We start from the raw sequence: 23,661 nt of genomic DNA on the forward strand, positions 1-23,661 counted from the left end.
CCGCCTCCGCCGTTCCAGTCGCGGTCTTGCCGATTGCGCCCGTCGTCAGTAGTGCAGCGACCGTTTTGAACGTATCTCGCCGTGTTTGTTTCGGCATTCACTTGTTGGTCGCACAGTTAGTGTATAAGCGATTGTATGTGGGATATATGTCGGTATATACGTGTACTTTTTCTACGTTACCGGGTACATCACATGGTTAGATATGATGCCGATCGGGCAATCGAGGTTTCCGTCGGCGCTCGTCGGATACTCAACGCGCGCCGAACGCCCGACACTGCCTGTTCCCGACCCAACGGGAAAACTACAATGCACCCCCCGTTGTATCCCGCAATATGAGCCTCTCGCTCGAAACCGACTGTCCGGACTGTGATTCGACGGAGTTCTACAAAGCCGCAAGCACGCGGATGCACCTCGGTACAAAAAAGAAGTGGCACTGTACCGAGTGCGACTACGGGTTCGTCACGATCAACGGAATCAACACGTCGGCCTAAGGGTCGCACAGTACTGTAACGGGCAGAGTCTATTCCGTCGGTATGGAACCTTTAGGGCCGAATGACGGGCCGTCGGGACACAGTCAAACAGCCAGTTGGGTGTGCTCGCTCAGTCAGTCTGACACGTCACGGTCCACGCTGACTCGGTCCTCGGGATCAGTCGCTCATAGAACGCCCGAAGCCCAGCACGGTCGGTGTTCGGAAGAACATACAGTTTGACCGTTCCGTCCCGGACGGCGATCCGAAACGTGTCCCCGGTTCCGTCGTCGTGGACGAGGTACACCGGCATCGGGAGGTCGAACCAATCGCCGTACCGATACGGTCCCCGGTCGAGCACCGATTCGACGAGTTCGGTGAGTGATCGGCCCTCAGGACTGCGCTCCGGGCGGAGCGTAAACACAGTTTCCCCCTCGTATTCGACGCCGCCACGGCTCCGGTAGCGTCGGGTCGGCCGTCGCGGGATCGAGAAGGTCGGATCGTCGTCGGCCACACTAGTTCTACGCCGCGATATCGTTTAAAATCGAGGGCGGAGTGGCCCGAGAGCGCCCGGCTGAGATCCGTTCCACGGCGAGGGTTTATATACTGTGATGGAAGCACCCTTCTCTGTGACGTAGCCGACAGCCGACGGCCGGTTCAGGCGAGAGTGCGGAGCGCCGCCGTCGGACGACGCCAAAACTGTCCGCTCCGCCTGTTCGCCAGCTATATCGAAGCCGGGGTCGTACTGTCGGGTATGTGTGGCCGTTACAGCCTCTTTGCCTCGCAGGCGGATCTCGAATCACGGTTTGACGTGTCGTTCGGGGACGACTTTGAGCCGCGGTACAACGCCGCACCGGGACAGAAACTTCCGGTGATCACCGACGAGGATCCCGGTGAGGTTCGCCGTCTCAAATGGGGGCTCGTTCCGCGGTGGGCCGACGATGCGACGGAGAATTACATCAACGCTCGATCCGAGACCGTTCACGAGAAGCCAGCCTTCGCCGAACCGTACAGGAAACGCCGCTGTCTCGTCTTGGCTGACGGCTTCTACGAGTGGGCTGACACAGGCGACGGCAAGCGGCCGTACCGCGTCGGCTTCGAGGATGATCGGCCGTTCGCGATGGCCGGACTCTACGAGCGCTGGACGCCCGAAACGGCACAGACGGGGCTTGATGCGTTCTCGGGCGGAGCCGCCGAGCCGGACGGCGTCGAACCCCTAGAAACGTTCACCGTGCTGACGACTGATCCGAACGACGTCGTCAAGCCGCTCCACCACCGAATGGCGGTGATCCTCAATCCCAAGACGGAGTCCGCGTGGCTGGAGGGCGAGGACGTCTCGTTCGACCCCGTACCCGGTGGCGAGTTCGATGCCTATCCGGTCTCGACGGCGGTCAACGACCCCGCAAACGACCGTCCGGAGCTCGTCCGTCCCGTCGAGGAACGCCCTGACCGAACGATCTAAACCGGCGGCAGCCGTCGAAGCGACCGATGGAGACCCCCGATTGGATCCCGCTCGTCGGCGGGGCGGGCCGGCCGGAGGAGCCGTTTCTCGAGCGCGCTGGGGATTGGGCGGCGGCGCTGTCCTACGGCGACATCCCCCGTCCAGTCCGACGCGCCGCACGGGCGCAGTTGACGAGCGGCGTCGGCGCTGCGCTCCGAACCCGGATACACCCCATCGGGGACCGGATTTGGGAGACGATCGAGCCCACCGGCGGGGACACAACAGTCCTCGGCTGCGGGCGAGCAGCCCCGGCGACTGCCGCGGTCGGGAACGGGGCGCTCGCGTCGGCCCTGGCGTTCGACGGATCGATCCTCGGCGGCCGTACCGCTGCCAGTTGCGTGTTCGTTCCGCTGGCGTACGCTGAAGCCGCGGGGGCCGACGGAGAGGATCTCCTCACGGCCCAGGTCGCCGCGAACGAAATCGCCGGTCGACTCGGCGCAGCGATACCGACTGGACCGTTCGCTGCTCCCGGCACAGCCTGGATACACGCCGCTGGCGCGGCGACCGGACGGGCGGTGATCGAGGGCGACGATCCCACCACGCTCGCGAATGCGCTCGCGACAGCGCTCTCGGACCCACCACAGCCGATCGATGGGTCGGCACTCGGGTCCGAGTCGGGCGTCTGGCGGGCAAGCGCGCCCATCAGGACCGGACTCGCTGCGGTCGAAAGCGCCCGATCGGGAATCGAGGGGCCAACAGACCTGATCGAATCGGACGACGGGCTGTTATCCGAACTCTGCCGCCGGCCGGCGCGCGGACATCTTTTTGACTTCGGCGAGCGCTGGCACACCGCCGCGCTGAGCGTCAAAGACGTTCCGGGGAGCGTCTACGTGGCGGCGGCGACCGAGGCTGCGCTTGCGGCGAGAGGGCGTCTCGATCGTGGACGAACGACCGTCGCGCGGGTTGAAGTATACGGCCCCCAGGCGCTACGTTCGATGGACTCGGCCGTGAGACCGTATCTCGACGGCGACCGGCCCCCACTCCCCGCGGTGGTGTGCTCGACTCGCCGAGCGACGGCGGAGGCGCTCGTTGATGGCGAGATCATACCCGAGCAGATCGGAACGGGAACCAAACGCGAGCGGGTCCAGCGAATCACCGACCGGATTAAACTCGGTCACGATCCCGAATTGACGATCGCGGCGCTTCGGTCGTCGATCCCGGAGGGCATCGAGTTTGACCGGATGGGCCGTAGCATCGGCCCACGGGTCGCCCGGGCCGTCGGGGCGCGAGCGACGCTCAAACACCCGCGGATCGTGCTCGGAACCGGTGGGCGGCTCACCGAGATCCCGGATCCCTCATCGATGGAGCGACTGATCGGCGCTCGTGTCGCCGTTCGAACCGCCGACGGTCGGACGTTCCAGGGGGCCATCGAGCGTCCATCGGGCATCGCCGGGGCGCCTCTGGCCGAGATTCGTGCTGTCGCCCAACGGAAGTGTCGGGAGTCGCTCGAAGCACTCGGCGTGTCGGAATCGACGGCTCGAAGCCGAACTGACCGACTGTCACGGATCGACGAGGAGTCCGAGATCCGTCTCGGGTGGTTATCCGACGGGATGTGAGTCAACACGCCGGCAGCGATGACAACACGTAAGAAACCGGCGGACGCCGAAGCCCGTATGAAGTACGCACGGATCGAAACGGCGGAGGGTGTTCTCGAAGGAGAGTACGACGATGGAACCGTCCGGACGGACGACAAGACCTACGAGCCGGCGGAATACGAACTGCTTGCGCCGTGTGAGCCGTCGGCCTTCTACTGCGTTGGCCGGAACTTCGGCGAGAAGGTCGAACAGATGGACTACGAGATCCCGGAGGAGCCGGACTTCTTCATCAAACCGCCGGTCTCGCTGCACGATCCCGAAACGCCGATCCCGTATCCGAGTTTCACCTCGGAGTTGACCTACGCGGGAGAACTCGCGGCGGTGATCGGGACCGAGTGCAAGAACGTTCCGGAGGAGGATGTCGATGATGTCGTCCGCGGGTACACGATTCTCAACGATCTCGATTGCCTCGACCAGGAGCGACGGACGGCTCGGAAAGCGTTCGACTCCTCCGGGCCGCTCGGTCCTGTCATCGCGGACATTGAGCCGGTCGGAATGGAAATGACGACACATATAAATGGCAAACTCCGGCAAGAGGACAACACCGAGAACATGTTCAATAAACCCCGCGAGACGGTCTCGTTCCTTTCCGAGCGGTTCACGTTCAAGCCGGGCGACGTGATCAGCTTCGGTAGCCCGGCGAACCCCGGCCTCCTCGAGCGTGGCGACGAGATAGAGATCCGCTATGAGGGGATCGGAACGCTCCGAAACACCGTTGAGTGACATCCTCGGCCGCCGTGAACGGCGGGATTCTCTCGATACTAAAAGATAGTTTAGCTGATATCGACGACGAGCACCGGACGATCGGCAGCCTTGACAACCCGCTCGGTCGTGCTCCCTAGGTTGAGTCGTTTCTCCCGGCCGGTCCGGCCGTGCGTACCGAGCGTGAGGAGGCCGATGTCGGCTTCGTCGGCGTACGAGAGGATTTCCCGGTACGGAACGCCCTCCGGCGTCGCGGTAGTAACTGAAGCACCAGCATCCTCAGCTTGTACTCTTAAGTCCTCGACGGCTTCGGTCGCCTCGTCAACCAGTTCGGACCGGATGTCGGATTTGTTCTCGATATCCGCGGCGAGGATGACACGCTGATCGACGACAGAGATAATATGTAAGGAGGCATCGTACGCCTCTACTGCACCGATCGCATGGTCTAATGCGGCGGCCGCGCGTTCACTCCCGTCCGTCGGTAAAAGAATCGAATGGTACATACGATTGAGTCCGCGGGCCACCTACTTGAAACGAACCGTCTCGCCGCAGCGAGAGCGGATCGATAGCACGCGGTACGGCTCACTGCTCGAAACCAGGTCGGTATTGAAGACCGCTCCTCCAGTAATTTTGATATGGCTACAGACAACGCGAGCGCGGCCGAAACGCCAACCCGGGAGGCGTACATCACCCCGGCGGTCGACTTTGTGGTTCTGTTGGCGCTCGCGTGTCTCGTCGCAGCCGCCGGCGTTGCAATTATTATCCCGTGAACTCACCACTTAAGCGTGAGTGAGACGACGACGGTCGCCGTGGTCGGTAGTCGTGACGTCTACGTCTGGATCGCCGCGATCCTGTTGTACGGAATCGGCGACACCGCAACAACGCTTTGGGGACTTTCAGTGGGCGGTATCGCGGAGGCCGGGCCGGTCGCGAAGCCGCTTATCGAGGCATATGGCCCGTACGCACTGATACTCGTCAAGACGGTCGTCTTCGCGTCATTTTATTTCGCGTGGGTGGTGCTCAGAACGCCGGGACGGATCGCGGTTCCGCTCGCGCTCGCGCTCGTGGGCGGCGTCGTCACCACCTGGAACCTGTTTGTCGTTGCGAGCGCTACCTGAACGGCTATCGCTCGTGCTGTCCGAAGGACACTGCGTACGTTTTTTATTGGCCAACGCGTACTCAGTGATATGAACCGGTACGAGCGGCCCGTTGTGGGGCTCCTGCGTCGGGCGTTCAAGAGTTCGATCCCAGGCTATCTGACCCTGCTTTTGGGGCTCGCATCGGTCGGGTTGGTGTTCGGGTACGCCTCGGATTCTATGTACGGCGTCTCCCACGGCATTAACCTCATCGCGTACTGGCACGTCCCGATGGCGGTCGTCGGCGGGATCGCGCTTACGATCACGTTTCTCGGGTGCGTCCTCTATCTCGTGACCGCGACACGGTTCTGGGAGCAACTCGCGCACGCCTCGGGCGAGATCGGTTTCGTGTTCGTGACCCTGACGCTGGTTACGGGCAGCGTCTGGGGGCGGGTCATCTGGAACACCTGGTGGGACTGGTCCGACATCCGGCTCGTGACGTTCCTGTTCATCTGGTTTATTTACGCCGGCTATCTGATCATTTACTCCGGTGCCGGTGGGTCCGGGTCTGTGTCGCGGCTCGCGTCGGTGTACGGCGTCGTCGGGTTCATCACAGTCCCGATCTCGTACGTCTCAACGCGGCTGTGGACTGCTCGGCTCCACTCGCCGTCGGTCGGCAACCCGGACACCGAGGCGACCATCACGGCGTCGGTGTTGCTTATCTCGATAGTCGCGGTGCTATTGTTGTACGTGTACCTGCTCGGGAGCCGGGTCCGGGTCCGGGAGCTGTCCGCGAGGGTAGATTCGCTGAAAGGCCGGACGGCGACGGAAACGCACAAACCGCTGGGGGATGACTAATCAGTCATGGAGCCGCTACTCGTCTTCGGCTACGGCAGCATCTTTGCGGCGCTCGTCGTGTACGTCCTCCACCTTCGCAGCCGCCTCTCTGAGGCTGAACAGCGGCTAGAGGACATCGCCGCCTCGGATCGCGACCCCGGATCGAGGACTGGATCGGGAGGGGAGTGACGCCCCTCACTCCGCGCGCAACGTTCGGTTGATCCACCCAGTGGCACCGTTTGGGAATGGCTCGGTTTGCTCCTCCGGTTGGACTGTCCCCTCGCCGTCGATCGTCCGGGCGTACATCTCGTGGCTATCACGGTCGGGCTCGAACTCGTAGACCCACTGTCGCTCCGTGTCCGGGTTCGGAAGCGGCTGACTCAGCGTCGCCTCGTTCCAGGTCTCGCCGCCATCGACCGACACCTCAACCGCGTCGACGCCACGCGCGCCGGCGTAGGCGTGCCCACAGATCTGTATCCGTCCGTCCGGGCGGTTGATACGGTCGATCTTCGTGACCGTGTTGACCGGGTCCATCCCGTCCCAGCCCTTCTCCTCCCAGTAACCGCTCTCGTCCTCGGAAATGATCTCGATGTCGGTGAGCCACTTGACGTGGAGTTTGCCCCAGCGGTCGGGGACGAGCAGCCGAACCGGATAGCCGTGCGCCTGCGGTAATTCGATGCCGTTCATCCCGTAGGCCAACACGGCGTCCTCAAGATACGAAAGCGGCAGGGAATACCAGTAATCGTCGGCCCCGTTCAGCATCACGTGCTCGTCGTTGGGTCCGGCCGCGTCCAAGATATCGCCGACCCGACACCCAGTCCAGACGGCCGTGTCCATCGAGTCACCGTCGATACCATCGCTCAGACAGCGGATCGTCTTGTACCGGTGGACGACATCGTATGCAAGAATATCCTCATAGGAGAGCTCCAGTTCCTCGTCGACGAGCCCGGTAATCGAGAGACTCCACGCCTCGGTGTCGACCGATGGCGGGCTTGGGTTGATATCGACCTGATAGAAGTCGCCGACCTGGGCGATCAGCGGCTTGATCCCCTCGGCGTCGAGTTCGGCCTCGGTGGCCTCCGAGAGCATGTGCTCGGACTGCACCCGAGAGGCGCGCTGTTGAAGCTCTCGTTCGGCCCGCTGTGTCTGATCGCGGCGAAAGAGTCCGGCGGCGTGTGCGACAACGTTGAACGCTGCGACCCCGCCGACAGCACGCACGACTGATCGCCGATCAACGTCGATATCCTCGGAGTCGGGCGTTCGCCCGGCGAGGTACGCCACAACGACGCCACCGATGGCCGCCGGAGCGGCGACCGAGACGGCGGATCCGACGATCACGAACGTACCGATGAAAACGAGGATGGCAGCGACGACGCCGCCCGCGGGGCGACCGTACGGCGGACTCGCGCGAGATCCGACGACGTATCCGCCGAAGGCGGCAGCGCCGAGGACGACGGAGAGCAACACCCCCGAAAACAGCATACTCAACTCAAGAGCGATCGATCCGAACCGCTGGATTATCGCCGAGACGAACCATCCAGGGAGGTATCCGAGGACGATCCGATTGAAGGCAGAGACGACGAACGATTCTGAGGTAGCGTGTATCGCGAACGAGGTCGCGACCGCGGAGACCCCACTCGCGAACAATGCGACGATGTTCTGAGCCAGTTTTTTATTGTTCATGACGCGAGTGCGTGCCGTTTGATCTGATTCGTTCTATCGGCGGTCATCAAAACACTTGTTTCTGTCAACAACGCGCTGTTGAATGGGCTGTCGGCCGATCACGATGGCGCCGAGGGGACGTCTGTTCCGTTGTATCCGTCTTTTGTTCCGTTGTAACTCTTATTGTGGCCCTCAGGAGCGCCGCCCTCGCCCTCGTGCGCCCGGACTGTGAGCGACTCCGCGTGGACCGTTTCGCCGTCGAACTGTCCCTCCGCGACGACGAGTCGACCCTTGGACATTGTTTCGGGCATTTCCCCCTCGTAAACGACCGCCTTCGTGTGATTTGCATCGGCGACATCGAACGTGATCCGGTCGCCGTCTTGGAGGTTGACGACCCGGCCCTCGAGTTTTATCAGATCACCGTCGTAGGCGTCCGTCTCTTCAAGATCCGTCGGAGAGACGAACTCCGCGGTCGCACCCATCGTCGTCGACGCTAGGATCGCCAAGAGAACGACAATCCCGACGCCGCCAACGACTGCCTTCGTCTTCCGGTTCATTGAGTCTGCTTTTTGTGTCAAAGCACATCAACTCTTCGTCCAATACTCGATAGCGGGACAATGTGAGGAACCCAGAGGACGCGGCACGACGAATTACAACGCTTAACTTGCGTGTCCGACTACGTTCGGTATGTCGATCGTCTCGGTTGCCGGTGTCTCGAAGCGCTTCGGCGCACACGTCGGCGTCTCGGACGTCTCTTTTCGGCTCGCCGACGGGGAGCGGGCGGTCATCGTCGGGGCCAACGGCGCCGGAAAGACGACGCTTATCAGGATGCTCGCCTCGCTGTCGCGCCCGACGTCCGGAGAGATCGAGATCGGCTCCGAATCGCTCGTCAATGGACGCGCCGGCGTGCGTTCCCGGATCGGCGTGCTCACCCACGAGACGATGCTGTACGAGGACCTCACCGCCCGGGAGAACCTCCGACTCCACGCGAGACTTCATAACGTCGAGGAGTCGGTTTGTGAGGAGTTGCTCGAAACTGTCGGCCTCGCGGCGCGCGGCAGCGAACGAGTCGCTGGCTTCTCACATGGGATGGGAAAGCGGGTCGCTCTCGCTCGCGCGCTCGTCCACGATCCCGACGTGTTGCTCCTCGACGAGCCCTACACCGGCCTCGATCGATCCTCGCTCGATCGCATCGAAGCAGTCTTGGAGGATCTCGACGACCGGACGGTGCTGGCTGCGACCCACGATCTCGAACGCGGGGTCCGGCTGGCCGACCGGATTCTGTTCATGAATGATGGCCAGTTGATCGAGGACGCGAGTGCCGACCAGTTCTCCTCCGTCGAAGCCGCTCTCAACCGGTACGAGCGGCTCTGTCGGGGCCAGGTGACACGCGCTGAGGCAGCCGGGGGCGGATGCGAAAACAAGAACGGGAACGAGGAATGACCGCCCTTGGCCGGTACGTTCGGGTCATCTACGAGGTGGCCCGCAAGGATCTGTTGGTCGAGGCCCGAAGCAAACGAACGATCAACGCCGCGTTCGTCTTCGCGCTACTGATCGTCGTCGTGTTCTCGTTCGTCTTCGGCGAACAGGTTGGCGACCGCGACATCCTCGCCAGAGGGGCCCTCTGGATCGCCGTCGTCTTCGGCGGTGTCGTCGGAATGAGCCACGCGGTCGCCCGTGAGGGACGCAACGGGGCGCTCGGCGGACTCCTTCTCGCGCCGGTGGATCGATCCGCCGTCTATCTTGGGAAGGTCGTGAGTTCGACCGTCTTCGTGGCCGTCGTTGGGGTGTTGAGTACCGGGTTCGTCGTCGTCTTCCTCGACTACGCTTTCCCGCCCGACACCCTTCCGACGCTCCTCGTCGTCGTGGTGCTGGCTGCGGTGGGGTTCAGCGCCGTTGGGGTCCTAGTGTCGGTGCTGATGTTACATTCCGGGCTTCAGGAGTCGTTGTTGCCCGTCCTGTTGATCCCGCTCGTCGTTCCGATACTGCTCTCGGGGACCGAGTTGACTCGGCCTGCGCTGTCGGCACCCATGACCTCGGCGTGGTTTCGGATCCTCGTGACCTACGACGGGCTGATGTTGGTGGCCGGCTGGATGACCTTCGAATACGTCGTCGAGGGCTGAGGACGCCGAATATGTGAACAACGAACCGAGGGAGATGACCCACTCAGCGCTTTCGGAACCAGCCGTCGGCGACTGTGAGCGTCGCCATCCCGAGCAACATCAACACGACGCCGAACCAGATGTGGTTCGCCAGCGGGTAGGTGTCGATCGTGATCGACGCCCCGGGACCGTTCATCGAACCGACGATGTACGTGTCGCCCGTTATGCTGCGCTCTATGACCGGATCGTTGGTGTTCATTTCCGCGCGGAGATACTCCTGCTCGGCGATTGTCCCTGAGGCCACCGTTTCGTCTCCCTCGTACACCGTCACGTCGAGTTCGTGAGACGTCACCCGCGGTGTGTGAACCTCTCGGGGCGGGTCCGAAAGCGGCCCCATGTTCGGCCCGTCCGTGTAGACGTAGACGGCCTCGGCGGCAGTGCCGCTGTCGACCTCGAAGACGGTCCCGCGGGCGATGACCTCGGTGCCGACATCGAAGGAAGCAGTGCCGTCGGCGTTCGCCAGCCACACCTCCGAGTCATCGAGACGCGCGACCGCGGTCCCCTCTATCTCGTTGGTTTCTGTTATCTCTCCCCTGACGATCGAGACGTCCTCGTCGACCCTGAGCACCCCGGAGGGTGAACGGGCCGCCTCCTCGATCGTGGGGCTACCGACGGCCTCGTAGTCGGTTATCTCGACGGTGTACTCCGAGTTGGGGACGTCTTGGACGATCGGTTCGGGATCGTTTCCGACCTCGTCGACGCCGATGAGGGCGACGGACGCCGAGGTCGAAAACAGATAAACGAACGAGACGGCGACGACTAGCACCGCCGCACCGATGTGGATCAGCACGATCCCGGTCTCGCGGAGCTTGAATGACCGTGAGGGCACGCCACGGACCCGGGAGACGTATCGGGTGATCCAGCCCGCCGCAAAGAACGCTGCCGGCGGGATGATCGAGAGGACGCTCAGATTCCCGACGATCCGATAGACCAGCGGATCGAGCGCGCTTGGGTCGCTCAGATACCAGTTCGGCGTCGGGGCGACAAACGCCCCGACGGCGGTCAAGATGGCCACGACCCCCGTGACGCCGAGGGCGAGTCTGCGCCGCCCGGTATCGAGGAGCGCGTAGAGCCCCCCGGCCAACAGCGTGAGGACGACAACCGGGTAACTCCAGAGGTTGTAGTGGTCCTGGCTGACGCTGACCTCGACGCCGGTCGCCGCGTTCCGGATAACCGGGAACGCGAGCCCCCACATGGAGATGAACGCCAACACCGTGAACGCGAGGACGGTAACGTGGTAAACGGTCCGTCTGCTCAGCCATGATTCATTGGCCGGCCGGTCGAGATCGTCGGCCGCGAGGAGCCAGTAGGCGAGCGGGAGCGCAAGCGCGACGGAGCCGGTGACGGCAAGCAAAAACAGAATACCGGTTCCGATCCCGCCGGAGGCAAAGGAGTGGACACTCCGGAAGACGCCGCTGCGGACGACGGTGGTCGCGAACACGACAATTGGGAAGGCGAGCGCCGCAGACGCCGGTGCGAACACCGCGTACTCGCCCGTCTTCTCGTAGCGGTTGATCGCGTGAAGCGAAGCCGTGAGCGCGAGCCACGGGACGAGAACCGCGGTTTCAACAGGGTCCCACGACCAGAATCCGCCCCAACCGAGCACGCTGTACGCCCAGATACCGCCAAAGACGATCGCGGCGGTGAGCAGGAGCCACGAGACCCGGAGCCACTTGACCATGCTCGGCAGCCACGCCTCGAAAACGCTTTCCTCGCCGCGGAACAGCGAGACAAAGTGTGTCACCCCGAGCGCGAAGGGGACAATCAAAAGCGAGTACGCCGAGAACGTGATCGGCGGGTGGATCGCCATCCACGGATTGACGAGCAAGGGGTTCAACCCGTCGCCGTCAGGGGGAACGAACCCCGACGGCGTGTCGGGAAACGCGACCTCGATTGGCGTAAAGGGGCTCTGTGCAACCAACATTGTCGCGAAGATCGCGACGACCGACAGCGAGAGCGACTGGACGAGCCGCGAGCCGCGTCCCTCAAAGTATCCCGAAAAGACGGTCCACGTCGCGACCACGGCGGCCAGCGTCGCCCACAGGAGGATCGATCCTTCATGACTCGCGTACGCGCCGGTGAACCGGTACAGAAGCGGCAGGTAGTCGGCCGTGTTCCGCCAGACGTAGGCGTTCGTGTAGTCACCGACGATGAACTGGTAGGTGAGATAGCTGTGAGCGGCGACGAGCGCCCCGGCGGAGACGCCCGCGGCGCCGAGTATCACGCGGCGGAGGTCATCGGTTCGGTCGAGATAGCTGTACAACAGCAGTATTGCCGCGAGGCTGCTGGCGAACGCTGCAACAACTAAAAGCGCAGTCCCCGGGGTGGGTGTCGTTTGAAGCGAAAACATCGTATCTTAGGTCGCCACCGAATCTAGTCCGCGGCGAAGTTCCTGAAGGAAGCGATCGCGTTCCACGTAGCCGCCCAATTCCGAGACCTCCGTCCGATCATGGGTCATGATAACGTGTTGTGGCGGGTAGTTCGCGCCGTGGTCCATCGCCAGGTTAACCCCTGGCCCCGGATCATCGAGATTTATCGCGAGCAGGACGTACTCGTCAAGCACCTCTCGGACGTCTTCGTCTTGATAATGCTCATCATCGTACGTTTGACAGTACGTACACCACGTCGTCCAGTAGTAGACGAGGACCGGCTTGTTCTGTTGCTCCGCGACCGAAAGCGCCTCATCGGGATCCTCGTGCCACTCAAGACCGCCCTGATACGTGTACTCGTGGTTGCTGAGAACCGGTGCCGCGTTCATCGAGTAGTAGCCAAACCCTAACACCGCGACGAGTACGACAATCGTCAGTAGCTTTCGTGGCGTCATCGATCGGTTTGTTGCGTCAGTATTTGCTGTTTCGGTTCATCGCTAAAAGCCTCGTCGGTCGTCGAACTCGGGCTAATAGAACTGCCACCGGAGTGGAAGGGTGGCGACACCCCCTGTGGTTCGCGTTACTCGAACCGGCGGGTGCGGGCGATGAGTGCGGTTGCCAGCGCCAGCGCCAGCGCGACAGCCGTCAGTCCCATCGTGAAGCCGGGGGTATCCTCGATGATACCGCCGGACTCCTCACTGTCTTCTTGCATCTCGGTTTCTTCCTGCATCTCCGTTTCTTCTTGCATCTCGGTTTCTTCCTGCATCTCCGCATCCTGACCCATCTCGCTCGGCTGGACACCGGAGTCGGCCGGGACTATCGATTCACCGCTCGGGCCCGGAAGCATCGGCATCGTTTGATCGGGGTGCTCTCCGGAGAGGCTCGTGAGGAAGGCCCTGATGTTCTGGACCTGCTCGTCGGAGAGGTTCTGATTGAGCTGGCACGCGCCCATCAGTCGGATCTGCTCCTCAAGTGTCCTGACGTTGCCCGTGTGCGTGTACGGGGCGGTGTACTCGACGTTGCGTAGCGTCGGGACCTTGTAGAGGTACTGGTCAGCCTCGTCGTCGGTAACGCCCATCCGGCCGGGGTTCTCCATCAGGCCGTACTCGTCGACGTACTCGGAGCACTGCTCGTTGTCCGGGTACGTCGGATTCTTACGGTAGACGCCGTTACCCGATTCGGGCTCGTCCCACTGGCCGCTGAACATCGGACCGCTGTGACAGCTGGTGCAGCCGACCTCTTTGAACGTCTCCATGCCGTCGAGTTGCTGGTCTGACAGCGCGTCCGCGTCACCCTGGACGTACTGGTCGTATGGGCTGTTCGGCGTTACCAGCGTCCGCTCGTAGGCGGCGATGGCGTCAACGGTGCGCTCAAGCGTGATGATGTCTTCGGGGTTTTCAACGTCCGCTTCATCGCCGTAGACCTCTTCGTACGCCTCGACGTAGCCGTCGATCGATCGGAGCCGCTCGAGCACCGCACCGGTATCGGGCATCCCCATCTCGACGTCCGCGGTGAGCGGGCCTTGGGCCTGTTCGGCGAGTGTGTCGGCACGACCGTCCCAGAACTGCGTGTGGTGGAACCCGGAGTTCCAGACTGTCGGGGAGTTGACCGGGCCGGTCTGGCCGTGAACACCCATCGCGGTCGGCCGACCGTCGTGGCCACCCGGATCCATCACGTTGTGACAGGTGTTACACGAGACGGTCCCTGTCTGTGAGATGCGCGGGTCGAGGAACAGTTGTTTGCCGAGTTCGATCTTCGCCTCGGTATCACCCTCATCTTTGATGTACTCGTAGCCCGGATGTGCCTGTGTCGGTGGCTCAACCGGTAGTTCGTCCGTCTCGTTGTCCATCTGTTGGACCTGCGAGACGGCGTCCGTTTCGGCCTCGTCGGCTGCTGTCGAAGCCTCGGCTGCTGATACGGCCCCCGCTCCCGCTCCAGCGAACAAAAGAAGGCACGCACACAGCACGGCTAGCAGTCGTTGGCGTCTGTTCCGCATACTCGCACGATTTAATTGGGTGTATTATAAACGTACGGGTCTCGTACCATTTCGGTCTCCGGAGTACCCGGGAGGGGAGCAACTGGGACGCGCCACAATGGTGTGATTATCTGTGGACGGTATAAAACGCCAGAGACTGCCGAGAGTAAGCTTTACTACTGATCATTCAAAGTATAAATACTGTGTTCCGATCGAACCGGAGATTAGCTGTCGCGGCGCTGGTACTTTGTCTCGGGGTGGCGGGTTGCAGCGGGGCGTTGCCCGGCGGGGCGGGGGAGGACGGCGGCGCAACGCCGGAGGTCGACGTGGCTGCCCTCGAGGCGAACGCCGACGAACTCGAACGGTACCGCGTCGAACGAACGCGAACGCTCCGGTCGTCACAGGTGAACGAAACCATCGAAATCGGGGGAGCAGTCGACACCGAGTCGCGGCAAGCCAGGCTATCGATGCGTACTGAAACGAACGTTGGTACCGGCGTCCAAACCAGCGAGACTGAACAGTATGTCGAAGACAACACGCGGCACACGCGCAGTGGCGACAGCGACGAGTGGAAGCGTTCGGAGGGCTCGTGGGCGGCCACCGAAACGTTCAGCGACGCGGTCGCGACTCTCGATGGCGCGACCTTCGAGCCGGTCCGGACCGAGACCATCGACGGCACCGAGACGACGATGTTCCGCGTCAACGTGAGCAAAGAGCGGCGGAACGAAGTTCTCGGGACCGGGGAAGGCCAGCACGCGACCTATCAGGTCGAGGACTTTCTCTACTATGCGTTCATCGACACCGACACCGACACGCTCTATGGGACCGACCTCCGGATGGAGATCAGCCAGGGCGGCGGTGGCGCGGTGTTGACCATCGAGACGATTTTCACCGACCACGACGGCGGCTTCGAGGTGTCACCGCCCGATTCAGTCGAACGGTCGGACGACGGGCGATAGCGCGGTTCGACGACCGGGTGTGGCTGGGAGCTGTTTATAAACGGAGGCCGTGCAAGGCGGAAGGATATCTAAAAACCGTGGGGAGGCGCGTGTTCTCACCGATGGGTGGCCGGCGCGTCTACCCGCGCGATTGCCTCGGCGACGCCCGGAAGGACCGCCTCGCGAACGTCGTCAACGAACCCCACCGCCCGCAACGCCGACCACCACGACATCGACACGCCGCTCCCGCCGTGCCCGTAGTTGTGGACGACATCACCGTCTTGCTCTACTCGCATTCCGTCGGCCCGGTACGGTCTGTACCCGTACTTTACGTCCACGGCGTCCCGTTCGATTGGGACGTACTCGCTCATGATGTCTTTCGATACCTTGTACAGCCGTTCCGGGATTGTTACCCCGTCGACGGTCATCGGCCTCTCGGGGGACTCGCCGCGCCACTCGCCGTCCACGATGTCGCCTTTTAAATAAGAACCGCCGAAAAGAACGGTCTCCTTTCGCGGATACATATACGCGTAGTGATCGTATTCCGCGGGTGTGTAGGTGTACGAAAACGGCAGCGGCTCGTCCCCGTCGTACGGGACCTGAAGGATATGACCTTTTATCGCCCGCATCGAATCGTCATCGAACAACGCTTGACTCCCGTACCCGGAACAGTTAAAAACGGTGCCGGTGAGGTTGTCTACCTCGCTAGCTGCCACGGTTCGTGTCTCCGTTTCCCCACCCAGTTCGTGGTAGGCGTCGTACAGCAGGGGAACGTACTCCGGCATTTCGACGAAGTACTCCTTGCAGACGTACCCACCACGAACATCCGCACCAGGGCGGGCTGGTAGCTCCCCGTCGTACTCGGCAACGTCCGTGACCGCCATCCGATCCGGGTTCGCTTCGTCGTGGGGCTCCTCGTACAGGTAGTAGTGGGTGTGCTTTCGGACCGGAATCCCGTCAGTGTCATAGAACGGTTTGAACGTCGATTCGGCCCGCGCGATCAGCTCGTCCTCCGAGTACTCGGACTCGATCTGGACCGGGTATATCGAGGCGGCCGCGTAGTCCGTCGAGACTGTCGGCGTGTCGGCGCCGTCGACGTACGAGAACGATTCGCTGATCATCCGCGTGTCGTGTCCGAGGTGCTGAAGCAGGATCCCCGTCGACAACGCCTGAATCCCACCGCCGATGATCGTGCATTCCATTTGTCGACTCTGTTGGCTCTAGTAACAAGTAGTCTATGATCGGGGCGGGAACGCAGTGTCTGCGTGTTTACTTACATCTTCAAATATATACATATGTACGCTTATACGCTGCTCTGTTGGCCGTTCGACACATTCTAGTATCAGAATCCCGGACAGTGTGTTGGGGCTCCGTCGCAACGTATTTCGACGGGGGAAAGCGGAGGCTGTCCCAAAATCCAATGCGTTTCGAATTGAAATGCACGATGAAATGTCGATTTATAATTACTATCCTGTATTTCAACGTTCAGCCACGCATAAGAGTTGACAAAATGATATCTTGTTCGTTTCTCCGGTGAGGAGAGCCCGCGTTACCCGGCAAGGCCTTGTCGTCTGGAATACGGTATTCGTGGGGCGGGACGCGGTTTCGGCGTTGCTGGTGAAGTCTGCTGTTCAGCGTGTGCAAGTTTACTATCAGGTCTGAGTGCAGTTCATGATATATAAGTTTGCCCACCGATGTGTGTTCTACCGATCCCTCAGCTACGCGTTTCAACGACAAAGCTGCTCGCTCGCAGCGACTGGGCACTACCACCTGCTCCATGCCGAGTTATCTAACGGAGCAACTCTCCCCGATCGTCGCGGGATGATCCTGCCTCAGGCGCCGTCCGTTCCGTTTGCGTCGTCCGTGCCGTTGGCTCCGTTTTCGGTTTCAGCCCCGGTTCCGCCCCCGTCCTCGCCCCCTGACCCGACGGCCACCCGTTCGCGCGCCCGCTCGAAGCGATCCCGATGGGTGACAGCGGTGAGAAGCGGTTCCTCAAGCAGGTCGATTAGCGCGAGGGGGTCGCCCTCTACCAGCAACGTCCCCTCCTGTTCGACCGTGTCGAGGCGTTCGGCGTTCGCCGAATTTATCGCGCCGTCGACGGTGTTGATCGCCTCGACGAGGAGCTCCTGTTCGCGCTCGGCCAATCGGGTTCGAGCCTCCTCGCGGTCGATTTCGCCATCGTCGAGCGCCGTTCTGATTTCAAGTTGGGCCTCCCGCAACGCCCCGGGATCTGGCTGGACGATCATCGTGACGGTTCGGGTGGGTCCATCGCTCTCGGGTGTCGGTTCGGGGGCACCCTCTTGAGTCTCGGGCGTGCGCTCGCTTCGGAGTTCCGAACAGCCGGCGAGTCCGGCGGCCCCGGTCGTCGTCAAGGCGAGAAACCGTCGGCGATCGGTGTCGAGTTCGCGCTCGGTGTCCATCGCTCTGAGTTGGGATGGGCGGCGAAAAAACCCCCCGATCGGTCCCGTCCAAGTTCGTGGCCTGACCGCCGCGGGCGACCGCTGGCACGGATGAGAAATCACATATCGGTGTCGCGGACGGCGGTCGTGGCGGCCCGTCGGCAGAGGGCGAACATCGCCCCGGCGACTATTCCGAGGACCGCCCCGGCGACCGTGCCGACAGCGACCGCTCCGAACACCGACCGGAAGCCGGGTGCGACGGGCGCCGGAAGCGGCGAGACAAACCCAAGCACGAAGACGATCGTCAGGTACACAAGCGCGACTCCGGCGCCACTCGCGGCCGTCCGGCCCAGCCACGTCGCCGGGGCGAGGGCGTCGACACCGGACGGCAGTGCGGCCCCGGCCGCCACGATGGTCAGGAGCCACAGGTAGCCGAACAAGAAGGTTGCAGCGGCGGTCCCGACTGCCGGAAGGGTATCCGCGAGCGACCCATCGAGGTGGCTCGCGAGGATCGTCGCGACGACGAGGAGGACGGTCGTCGCCGTCCCGACGATCAACGCCCTGAGGTGGCGGGTCCACGGGTCGTCGCGGCGGTCAGCCACGGGCGAGCACCCCCGCCAGCGGGACGATTGTCGCGGAGAGCAGCGTCGTCGCCGCATACAGCCATCGGAGGCCGCGGGCCGTCGCAGTCTCGCGGTCCCGACGGCGGAGTTCGGCGATCGAGAGCGATCGGACGGCGGAGACGGCTGCAAGCAGGAGGATACACGCGAGTTTGATCGAGAACGCGCTCGCCCGGACCCCGGTGGTCGGGATGCCGAAGCCGACGAGATTGCCAAGGCCGGTGAACACCATCACGCCGAGGACGGCCCAGAAGCCGGCTTCGAACCACGAAAGAAGGCGGACCGAAACCGGCCCCTGGGCGCGCAACGCGAGCCACAGGACCGCCGACCCCCCGACCACGAACCCTGAACCGAGAACGTGGATCGAGCGGACGGCGACGTACTGCGTCACTGCCATCAACTCGTTTTCGTGGCGCGCCGACAAGTACGTACGGTTCCGCGGTGCCCGTCCCGTTTTTAATCCCTGGCGTCGTGGGACCGACAACGCATGGTCGTCGGAGATATCTCGACCGGAACCGAACTGCTGGTGATCGGCGGCGGCCCCGGCGGCTACGCCGCTGCGATTCGGGGCGGCCAGCTCGGCCTTGACGTGACACTCGTCGAGGCCGACGCCTACGGCGGCACCTGCCTGAATGAGGGCTGTATTCCCTCGAAGGCGCTCATTCACGCGAGTAGCCTCGTCCACGATGTCGAACACGCCGAATCGATGGGGATCGACGCCCACGCTGACGTCGACTTACAACAACTCGTCGGTTGGAAGGACGGCATCGTCGACCGGCTGACCGGGGGCGTCGAGAAACTGTGCACGGCCAACGGCGTCAACCTCATCGAGGGGCGTGCGGAGTTCGTCAACGAGCACACCGCTCGGGTCGCCCACGGCGGCGAGGGCCAGGGTAGCGAGTCGGTCGAGTTCGAACACGCCATCGTCGCCACAGGGAGCCGCCCGATCGAGATCCCTGGCTTTGAATTCGATGACCGGCGGATCCTCACCTCAAGCGACGCGCTCTCTCTTGAGACGCTCCCGGAGTCGCTCTGTGTCGTCGGCGGGGGCTACATCGGGATGGAGCTGTCAACGGCCTTCGCGAAGCTGGGGGCGGACGTGACGGTCGTCGAGGCTCTCGACGATATTCTTCCGAGCTACGATGACGACGTCACCCGCGTCGTCCGCGGGCGAGCCGAGGAGCTCGGGATCGAGTTTCGCTTCGGCGAGCCAGCACAGGGCTGGACGGAGGCCGACGACGGTGCACGAGTCACGACCGAGACCGAGGACGGGGAGACGAACACCCACACAGCAGAGCGCGTCCTCGTCGCTGTCGGCCGGGAACCGGCCGCAGACACCTGCAACGTTGAGGCGGTCGGACTCGAACCGAACCAGGACGGTGTCCTCGAAACGGACGACGCGACTCAAACCGCCGTCGAGGGTGTCCACGCTGTCGGTGACGTGGCCGGCGAGCCGATGCTTGCGCACACGGCCTACCGCGAGGGCCACGTCGCCGCCGAGGTCGTCGCGGGCGAGCCGGCGCGGCTCGATCAGCAAGCGATCCCCGCGGCGGTGTTCACCGACCCCGAGATCGGGACTGTCGGGCTGGACGCCGAGACGGCCGAGGCCGAGGGGTTCGACCCTGTCGTCGGCGAGATGCCGATGCAGTCGTCGGGGCGGGCGCTCACCCTCGGATCCGAGACAGGGTTCGTCCGGATCGTCGCCGACGCGGAGGCGGGGTTCGTCCTCGGCGCGCGGATCGTTGCTCCGAACGCCTCGGAGCTGATCGCGGAGGTCGGGCTGGCGATCGAGATGGGCGCACGGCTCGGGGACATCGCCGGAACGATCCACACCCACCCGACGCTGTCGGAGGCGGTCGCAGAGGCGGCCGCGAACGCGCAGGGGGCGGCGCTTCACACGCTGAATCGGTGACTTCGTAGCCGGCCGCACCATTCTTTCACGACGGCAATTCCTATGCCCGCTGCCCGCGACTCGTGGGTATGGAGATTTCTCCCTTCGAACTCGAACGGTGGTTCGCCGAGGTCGAGGCCGACGCCGACGTGATGTTGGCTGAAAGCGGCGTCCGGCCGCTCTCGACCGACCGCTTCGACACCGATCCCGGAACGCTGGGTTATGTCATCCCTACGTCTGGTGCCCCCGAGTTTAGAGCCGATGTCGGCGCCCACCACGGCCGCGACGCGGCAGAGACGATCTTTACTTGCGGCACCCAGGAGGCGAACCTACTGGCGATGCTCTCAGTGCTCGATAACCATGCTGTGGTCGTGACGCCGACATACGGCTCCTTTCTTGGCCTCGGTGAGGCGCTCGGGGACGTGACCCGGGTCCCGCTGGCGGAGCCGGACTGGACGCTCGATCCCGAGGCTATCGGCGAGGCGTTACGCCCAGAAACTGACCTCGTCATCGTCGTGAACCCGAACAACCCCACCGGACGGTACCACGACGAGGCGACCATACGGGCGCTTTACGAGTGCTGTGCCGACAACGGCACCTATCTGCTCTGTGATGAGGTGTACCGGCCGCTGGCCGACGAGCCGATCGAACCGGTTGCGAGCTTCGGTCGCTACGGGATTTCGACGGGCGGCGTCTCGAAGGCGTTCGGGCTCGCCGGGCTTCGATTCGGGTGGCTCTGTGGGCCGCGTGCGGTCGTTGCGGCCGCCGAGAACTGGAAGGATTACACGACCATCTCACCCCCCAAACTCGGCCAGCATATTGCCGAGCAAGCGTTCGAGCGACGCGTCGAGATTCTCGCCGAGAACCGCGACCACGCCGCCGAGAACCGCGCCGTCGTCGAAGCGTTCCTCGAGACGGCCGGTCTCGATTGGTCGGCCCCCGACTGCGGCGTTAACGCCCTCCTCCGCGTTCCCGAGGGCTTCGCCGGGGGGGAGTCGTTCTGCCGGAGCCTTCTTGCCGAAGAGTCAGTCGTTCTGGCACCGGGCGAAGCGTTCGACCGCCCCGAGTGGGTTCGGATCGGGTTCGGGCTACCGAGCGCGGAGCTTGACGAGGGCTTGACGCGACTCGGGGAATTCCTGGACCGACACTGCTAATCTGTTCCACTATTGTATATTTAATAGATAATATACTGTAGATATGTTTTAGTCTGTTTCAAATAGCTGCGTATACGAAAACTTTACTACGATATAGTGTCACACCCCGACTGTAATGTCTGCCGAGCCCCCGGACGATGCGATCGAGGCCGACCGGTCGATCGATAAGCGAACGTTGTTCTGCGTCTCCTGCCCGTATCACGGTCCCATCGGTGGCCGGTGGGCGGTCGTCGAGACGGACGACAGCGTCCACCACCTGTGCCCGAACTGCGGCACCGAACTGCCGACCCGGCGTCGACTGGGGGAGACCGCCGTGGTGTCGGAACGCCCGTTACTCGGCGGAACGGAGCGATGACGCGCACCGCCGGCACCGCAGGCGATCGAGAGCCTATCCGGCGGAGCGTCGAGGTCGAGTACTGGGTTATCGATGGGACGGGGCGGCTGGCCGATCCGGGCGACCTCGTCGATCTTCCCGGCGCCGAACGCGAGTTCGTCGTTCCGATGCTGGAAATAAAGACGACGCCCTGCGAGACCACGGCTGAACTCCGTGCAGAACTGTTCGAGCGGGTGGGCGACGTCCTCGAGCGTGCCGACGAACGCGATCTGGGGCTCGTCCCGCTCTCGACGCCGATCGCGGCCGACTCGATCCGCGACCTCCCGAGCGAGCGGACCCGCATCCAAGATCGGGTCGTCGGCGAGCCATTCGAGTACGTTCGCCGCTGCGCGGGAACACACATCCATGTCGAACAGCACTCCGGCTGTGCAGTCGATCAATTGAACATGCTCACCGCGCTCGATCCCGCGCTGGCGCTCGTGAACTCCTCGCCGTACTTCGAGGGCGAGCGCCTGGCGAGGGGTGCGCGCTCGTTGCTCTACCGGCGGATGGCTTACGACGACCTTCCCCACCAGGGGCAACTGTGGCCCTACGTCGACGACACCGAGGAGTGGGCCGAGCGGCTCGAGCGCCGCTACGCAGAGTTCAAAACGGCGGCGACCATCGCCGGCATCGATTCGGATGCGGTCGAGTCGGCGTTCGAACCCGAGAGCGCGGTTTGGACGCCGGTGAAGCTCCGTGCGGAATTTTCGACCGTCGAATGGCGCTCGCCGGACACCGCGCTCCCGAGCCAGGTCGTCCGACTGGCCGACGATATCGTCGGCGTCGTCGAACGCACGACCGAGATCAAGCCGCAAATTGCGGGTACGGCGGGTCATCTGGCTGACGACGCTATCGTGCTGCCGGAGTTCGAGGCGCTCAAAGAGTACGTCGATACCGCTATACGGGACGGACTCGCCGACGAGTCCCTTCGGGCGTACTTAGACCGGATGGGATTTGACGTGAGCGCGTACGACCCACTCGCCGCCGACATCGGGGGTAGCGAGGAACTCTCACCCGCCAGGGCTCGGGACCTCCGCCTTGAGTACGCTGCACGTCTCGAAGACGACATTCGAGAGGCACACAAGATCCATGCGGATTGATTTCAACCCCCTCGTCCACGGGGACGCGTCTGTCGGGTCCGTGTACCGGCAAAGGATGGCGAGACGCGACTATATTTTTCTTACAGAACAGCTATGAGTACGAATATGGGCTCCCCCCGTCTCGCGCTCTTGAACGCCGCCCACGCCGCCGCCGACACCCGCCGGAACTTCCAGCGAGAGCTTGACGCCGACGTCGTCGAGTTCCACTGTCCGTCCGGGGAGCTCCCCGAGACGTTCCGATACGACGGGTTCGTCGTTACGGGGTCGCGAGCCTCGGTCTACTGGGACCGCGAGTGGATCGGGCGGCTAAAAGAGTGGGTTGGGGACGCTCTCGAAGCCGGGCTGCCCGCCCTTGGCGTCTGCTATGGGCATCAGTTGCTCGCCGATGTGCTCGGCGGAAGTGTCGAGAGTATGGGCGAGTACGAGATCGGCTATCGGGCCGTCGAACAGGACGGCGAAAACCGGCTACTCGAAGGTGTAAGAGAGGACATGACGGTGTTCACAACGCATTCGGATCACGTCCAAGAGGCCCCGCCGGGGGCGACCGTCTTCGCAAAGAACGAGTACGGCATCCACGGCTTCCGGAAAGACCGGGCGTTTGCCGTCCAGTTTCACCCCGAATACGACATGGAAACCGCCGAGTCCGTCACGCGGGGCAAGGACGAGGAACTCCCGGCCGAGCGGATCGAGGCCGTGATCGACAGCATCAACGCCGACACCTACGAGGCGGCGTGTGAGGCGAAAGTGTTGTTCGATAACTTTCTCGAGTACGTCGAGGAGGTCCAACTGGAGCGCATCGGTGCGGACTGACCGGGATCGTTTCGACGAGTCCTCGAA

At 63.1% G+C, this 23,661-nt stretch carries 27 protein-coding genes; 16 read left to right on the plus strand and 11 right to left on the minus strand.

Annotated elements, in window-relative coordinates:
* Positions 1 to 332: 332 nt before the first annotated feature.
* A complete protein-coding gene (locus tag ACI944_RS00545; protein WP_411717111.1) occupies positions 333 to 491 on the plus strand; it encodes a hypothetical protein in 159 nt (52 codons plus the stop codon).
* Between the two features lie 109 nt (positions 492 to 600).
* On the opposite strand, the gene ACI944_RS00550 is transcribed toward ACI944_RS00545, so the two are convergent.
* A complete protein-coding gene (locus ACI944_RS00550) occupies positions 601 to 981 on the minus strand; it encodes a hypothetical protein (RefSeq protein WP_411717112.1) in 381 nt (126 codons plus the stop codon).
* 240 nt (positions 982 to 1,221) lie between these two features.
* Here ACI944_RS00550 and ACI944_RS00555 point away from each other — a divergent pair, with 240 nt between their 5' ends.
* From ACI944_RS00555 to ACI944_RS00565, 3 genes are read left to right on the plus strand one after another with little or no spacing between them, the layout of a single operon-like run.
* Positions 1,222 to 1,929, plus strand: a complete 708-nt coding sequence (locus ACI944_RS00555; RefSeq protein ID WP_411717113.1) for an SOS response-associated peptidase — start codon at positions 1,222 to 1,224, stop codon at positions 1,927 to 1,929.
* A 26-nt stretch (positions 1,930 to 1,955) separates the two neighbouring features.
* Positions 1,956 to 3,524, plus strand: coding sequence for an MmgE/PrpD family protein (locus ACI944_RS00560; RefSeq protein WP_411717114.1), 1,569 nt, complete (start codon positions 1,956 to 1,958; stop codon positions 3,522 to 3,524).
* A gap of 57 nt (positions 3,525 to 3,581) precedes the next feature.
* Positions 3,582 to 4,286 (plus strand): fumarylacetoacetate hydrolase family protein, encoded by a 705-nt coding sequence (locus ACI944_RS00565; protein ID WP_411717115.1) that lies wholly within the window; start codon positions 3,582 to 3,584, stop codon positions 4,284 to 4,286.
* Between the two features lie 50 nt (positions 4,287 to 4,336).
* On the opposite strand, the gene ACI944_RS00570 is transcribed toward ACI944_RS00565, so the two are convergent.
* Positions 4,337 to 4,768 (minus strand): universal stress protein, encoded by a 432-nt coding sequence (locus ACI944_RS00570; RefSeq protein ID WP_411717116.1) that lies wholly within the window; start codon positions 4,766 to 4,768, stop codon positions 4,337 to 4,339.
* A gap of 132 nt (positions 4,769 to 4,900) precedes the next feature.
* On the opposite strand from ACI944_RS00570, the gene ACI944_RS00575 reads away from it, so the two are divergent.
* From ACI944_RS00575 to ACI944_RS00590, 4 genes are all read left to right on the plus strand, one after another.
* A complete protein-coding gene (locus ACI944_RS00575; RefSeq protein WP_411717117.1) occupies positions 4,901 to 5,035 on the plus strand; it encodes a hypothetical protein in 135 nt (44 codons plus the stop codon).
* Positions 5,036 to 5,050: 15 nt separating this feature from the next.
* Complete coding sequence (locus ACI944_RS00580; protein ID WP_411717118.1) at positions 5,051 to 5,383, plus strand: DUF5658 family protein; 333 nt, start codon at positions 5,051 to 5,053, stop codon at positions 5,381 to 5,383.
* A 69-nt stretch (positions 5,384 to 5,452) separates the two neighbouring features.
* A complete protein-coding gene (locus ACI944_RS00585; protein ID WP_411717119.1) occupies positions 5,453 to 6,199 on the plus strand; it encodes a cytochrome c biogenesis protein in 747 nt (248 codons plus the stop codon).
* A gap of 6 nt (positions 6,200 to 6,205) precedes the next feature.
* Complete coding sequence (locus ACI944_RS00590; RefSeq protein ID WP_411717120.1) at positions 6,206 to 6,367, plus strand: CcmD family protein; 162 nt, start codon at positions 6,206 to 6,208, stop codon at positions 6,365 to 6,367.
* Between the two features lie 6 nt (positions 6,368 to 6,373).
* On the opposite strand, the gene ACI944_RS00595 is transcribed toward ACI944_RS00590, so the two are convergent.
* Entirely contained in the window at positions 6,374 to 7,861 is a 1,488-nt protein-coding gene (locus ACI944_RS00595) for a molybdopterin-dependent oxidoreductase (RefSeq protein ID WP_411717121.1), read from the minus strand.
* 98 nt (positions 7,862 to 7,959) lie between these two features.
* A complete protein-coding gene (locus ACI944_RS00600; RefSeq protein ID WP_411717122.1) occupies positions 7,960 to 8,397 on the minus strand; it encodes a cytochrome c maturation protein CcmE in 438 nt (145 codons plus the stop codon).
* Between the two features lie 130 nt (positions 8,398 to 8,527).
* Between ACI944_RS00600 and ACI944_RS00605 the strand changes: the two genes are divergently transcribed.
* Positions 8,528 to 9,283, plus strand: coding sequence for an ABC transporter ATP-binding protein (locus ACI944_RS00605; protein ID WP_411717123.1), 756 nt, complete (start codon positions 8,528 to 8,530; stop codon positions 9,281 to 9,283).
* A complete protein-coding gene (locus ACI944_RS00610) occupies positions 9,253 to 9,963 on the plus strand; it encodes a heme exporter protein CcmB (protein WP_411717124.1) in 711 nt (236 codons plus the stop codon). Before ACI944_RS00605 ends, ACI944_RS00610 begins: the two co-directional genes overlap by 31 nt.
* Before the next feature lie 43 nt (positions 9,964 to 10,006).
* Here ACI944_RS00610 and ccsA read toward each other — a convergent pair whose 3' ends face one another.
* From ccsA to ACI944_RS00625, 3 genes are all read right to left on the minus strand, one after another.
* Positions 10,007 to 12,352, minus strand: a complete 2,346-nt coding sequence (ccsA, locus tag ACI944_RS00615) for a cytochrome c biogenesis protein CcsA (protein WP_411717125.1) — start codon at positions 12,350 to 12,352, stop codon at positions 10,007 to 10,009.
* 6 nt (positions 12,353 to 12,358) lie between these two features.
* Entirely contained in the window at positions 12,359 to 12,826 is a 468-nt protein-coding gene (locus tag ACI944_RS00620; protein WP_411717126.1) for a thioredoxin family protein, read from the minus strand.
* Positions 12,827 to 12,951: 125 nt separating this feature from the next.
* Entirely contained in the window at positions 12,952 to 14,367 is a 1,416-nt protein-coding gene (locus ACI944_RS00625) for a cytochrome-c peroxidase (RefSeq protein ID WP_411717127.1), read from the minus strand.
* Positions 14,368 to 14,603: 236 nt separating this feature from the next.
* Between ACI944_RS00625 and ACI944_RS00630 the strand changes: the two genes are divergently transcribed.
* Positions 14,604 to 15,305: a hypothetical protein gene (locus tag ACI944_RS00630; protein WP_411717128.1), complete on the plus strand. Its 702-nt coding sequence runs from the start codon at positions 14,604 to 14,606 to the stop codon at positions 15,303 to 15,305.
* A gap of 95 nt (positions 15,306 to 15,400) precedes the next feature.
* Here the strand turns inward: ACI944_RS00630 and ACI944_RS00635 are convergent, their stop codons facing one another.
* From ACI944_RS00635 to ACI944_RS00650, 4 genes are all read right to left on the minus strand, one after another.
* On the minus strand, positions 15,401 to 16,486 hold the full coding sequence (locus tag ACI944_RS00635; RefSeq protein WP_411717129.1) for an FAD-dependent oxidoreductase: 1,086 nt from the start codon (positions 16,484 to 16,486) through the stop codon (positions 15,401 to 15,403).
* A 630-nt stretch (positions 16,487 to 17,116) separates the two neighbouring features.
* Positions 17,117 to 17,704 carry a hypothetical protein gene (locus ACI944_RS00640; RefSeq protein WP_411717130.1) on the minus strand — a complete coding sequence of 196 codons (588 nt, stop codon included), beginning with the start codon at positions 17,702 to 17,704 and terminating at the stop codon, positions 17,117 to 17,119.
* Positions 17,705 to 17,802: 98 nt separating this feature from the next.
* A complete protein-coding gene (locus ACI944_RS00645; protein ID WP_411717131.1) occupies positions 17,803 to 18,285 on the minus strand; it encodes a hypothetical protein in 483 nt (160 codons plus the stop codon).
* Positions 18,278 to 18,700, minus strand: coding sequence for a DUF2214 domain-containing protein (locus ACI944_RS00650; RefSeq protein ID WP_411717132.1), 423 nt, complete (start codon positions 18,698 to 18,700; stop codon positions 18,278 to 18,280). The genes ACI944_RS00645 and ACI944_RS00650 overlap by 8 nt, the downstream gene beginning before the upstream one ends.
* Positions 18,701 to 18,790: 90 nt before the next feature.
* Here ACI944_RS00650 and lpdA point away from each other — a divergent pair, with 90 nt between their 5' ends.
* From lpdA to ACI944_RS00675, 5 genes are all read left to right on the plus strand, one after another.
* Positions 18,791 to 20,215, plus strand: coding sequence for a dihydrolipoyl dehydrogenase (lpdA, locus tag ACI944_RS00655; protein ID WP_411717133.1), 1,425 nt, complete (start codon positions 18,791 to 18,793; stop codon positions 20,213 to 20,215).
* Positions 20,216 to 20,283: 68 nt separating this feature from the next.
* Positions 20,284 to 21,348: an aminotransferase class I/II-fold pyridoxal phosphate-dependent enzyme gene (locus ACI944_RS00660; protein WP_411717134.1), complete on the plus strand. Its 1,065-nt coding sequence runs from the start codon at positions 20,284 to 20,286 to the stop codon at positions 21,346 to 21,348.
* 115 nt (positions 21,349 to 21,463) lie between these two features.
* Complete coding sequence (locus ACI944_RS00665; protein ID WP_411717135.1) at positions 21,464 to 21,703, plus strand: hypothetical protein; 240 nt, start codon at positions 21,464 to 21,466, stop codon at positions 21,701 to 21,703.
* A complete protein-coding gene (locus ACI944_RS00670; RefSeq protein ID WP_411717136.1) occupies positions 21,700 to 22,824 on the plus strand; it encodes a glutamate-cysteine ligase family protein in 1,125 nt (374 codons plus the stop codon). The genes ACI944_RS00665 and ACI944_RS00670 overlap by 4 nt, the downstream gene beginning before the upstream one ends.
* A gap of 105 nt (positions 22,825 to 22,929) precedes the next feature.
* Positions 22,930 to 23,634: a type 1 glutamine amidotransferase gene (locus tag ACI944_RS00675; RefSeq protein ID WP_411717137.1), complete on the plus strand. Its 705-nt coding sequence runs from the start codon at positions 22,930 to 22,932 to the stop codon at positions 23,632 to 23,634.
* Positions 23,635 to 23,661 lie beyond the last annotated feature (27 nt).

Source organism: Natronomonas sp., from assembly GCF_046710025.1.
Lineage (GTDB): Archaea > Halobacteriota > Halobacteria > Halobacteriales > Haloarculaceae > Natronomonas.

Bases quoted from the DNA above. Each gene is read 5' to 3' on its own strand.
- ACI944_RS00545 (WP_411717111.1), top strand. From the start codon at position 333: ATGAGCCTCTCGCTCGAAACCGACTGTCCGGACTGTGATTCGACGGAG.
- ACI944_RS00555 (WP_411717113.1), top strand. From the start codon at position 1,222: ATGTGTGGCCGTTACAGCCTCTTTGCCTCGCAGGCGGATCTCGAATCA.
- ACI944_RS00560 (WP_411717114.1), top strand. From the start codon at position 1,956: ATGGAGACCCCCGATTGGATCCCGCTCGTCGGCGGGGCGGGCCGGCCG.
- ACI944_RS00565 (WP_411717115.1), top strand. From the start codon at position 3,582: ATGAAGTACGCACGGATCGAAACGGCGGAGGGTGTTCTCGAAGGAGAG.
- ACI944_RS00570 (WP_411717116.1), bottom strand. From the start codon at position 4,768: ATGTACCATTCGATTCTTTTACCGACGGACGGGAGTGAACGCGCGGCC.
- ACI944_RS00575 (WP_411717117.1), top strand. From the start codon at position 4,901: ATGGCTACAGACAACGCGAGCGCGGCCGAAACGCCAACCCGGGAGGCG.
- ACI944_RS00585 (WP_411717119.1), top strand. From the start codon at position 5,453: ATGAACCGGTACGAGCGGCCCGTTGTGGGGCTCCTGCGTCGGGCGTTC.
- ACI944_RS00590 (WP_411717120.1), top strand. From the start codon at position 6,206: ATGGAGCCGCTACTCGTCTTCGGCTACGGCAGCATCTTTGCGGCGCTC.
- ACI944_RS00595 (WP_411717121.1), bottom strand. From the start codon at position 7,861: ATGAACAATAAAAAACTGGCTCAGAACATCGTCGCATTGTTCGCGAGT.
- ACI944_RS00600 (WP_411717122.1), bottom strand. From the start codon at position 8,397: ATGAACCGGAAGACGAAGGCAGTCGTTGGCGGCGTCGGGATTGTCGTT.
- ACI944_RS00605 (WP_411717123.1), top strand. From the start codon at position 8,528: ATGTCGATCGTCTCGGTTGCCGGTGTCTCGAAGCGCTTCGGCGCACAC.
- ACI944_RS00610 (WP_411717124.1), top strand. From the start codon at position 9,253: ATGCGAAAACAAGAACGGGAACGAGGAATGACCGCCCTTGGCCGGTAC.
- ccsA (WP_411717125.1), bottom strand. From the start codon at position 12,352: ATGTTTTCGCTTCAAACGACACCCACCCCGGGGACTGCGCTTTTAGTT.
- ACI944_RS00620 (WP_411717126.1), bottom strand. From the start codon at position 12,826: ATGACGCCACGAAAGCTACTGACGATTGTCGTACTCGTCGCGGTGTTA.
- ACI944_RS00625 (WP_411717127.1), bottom strand. From the start codon at position 14,367: ATGCGGAACAGACGCCAACGACTGCTAGCCGTGCTGTGTGCGTGCCTT.
- ACI944_RS00635 (WP_411717129.1), bottom strand. From the start codon at position 16,486: ATGGAATGCACGATCATCGGCGGTGGGATTCAGGCGTTGTCGACGGGG.
- ACI944_RS00640 (WP_411717130.1), bottom strand. From the start codon at position 17,704: ATGGACACCGAGCGCGAACTCGACACCGATCGCCGACGGTTTCTCGCC.
- ACI944_RS00650 (WP_411717132.1), bottom strand. From the start codon at position 18,700: ATGGCAGTGACGCAGTACGTCGCCGTCCGCTCGATCCACGTTCTCGGT.
- lpdA (WP_411717133.1), top strand. From the start codon at position 18,791: ATGGTCGTCGGAGATATCTCGACCGGAACCGAACTGCTGGTGATCGGC.
- ACI944_RS00660 (WP_411717134.1), top strand. From the start codon at position 20,284: ATGGAGATTTCTCCCTTCGAACTCGAACGGTGGTTCGCCGAGGTCGAG.
- ACI944_RS00665 (WP_411717135.1), top strand. From the start codon at position 21,464: ATGTCTGCCGAGCCCCCGGACGATGCGATCGAGGCCGACCGGTCGATC.
- ACI944_RS00670 (WP_411717136.1), top strand. From the start codon at position 21,700: ATGACGCGCACCGCCGGCACCGCAGGCGATCGAGAGCCTATCCGGCGG.
- ACI944_RS00675 (WP_411717137.1), top strand. From the start codon at position 22,930: ATGGGCTCCCCCCGTCTCGCGCTCTTGAACGCCGCCCACGCCGCCGCC.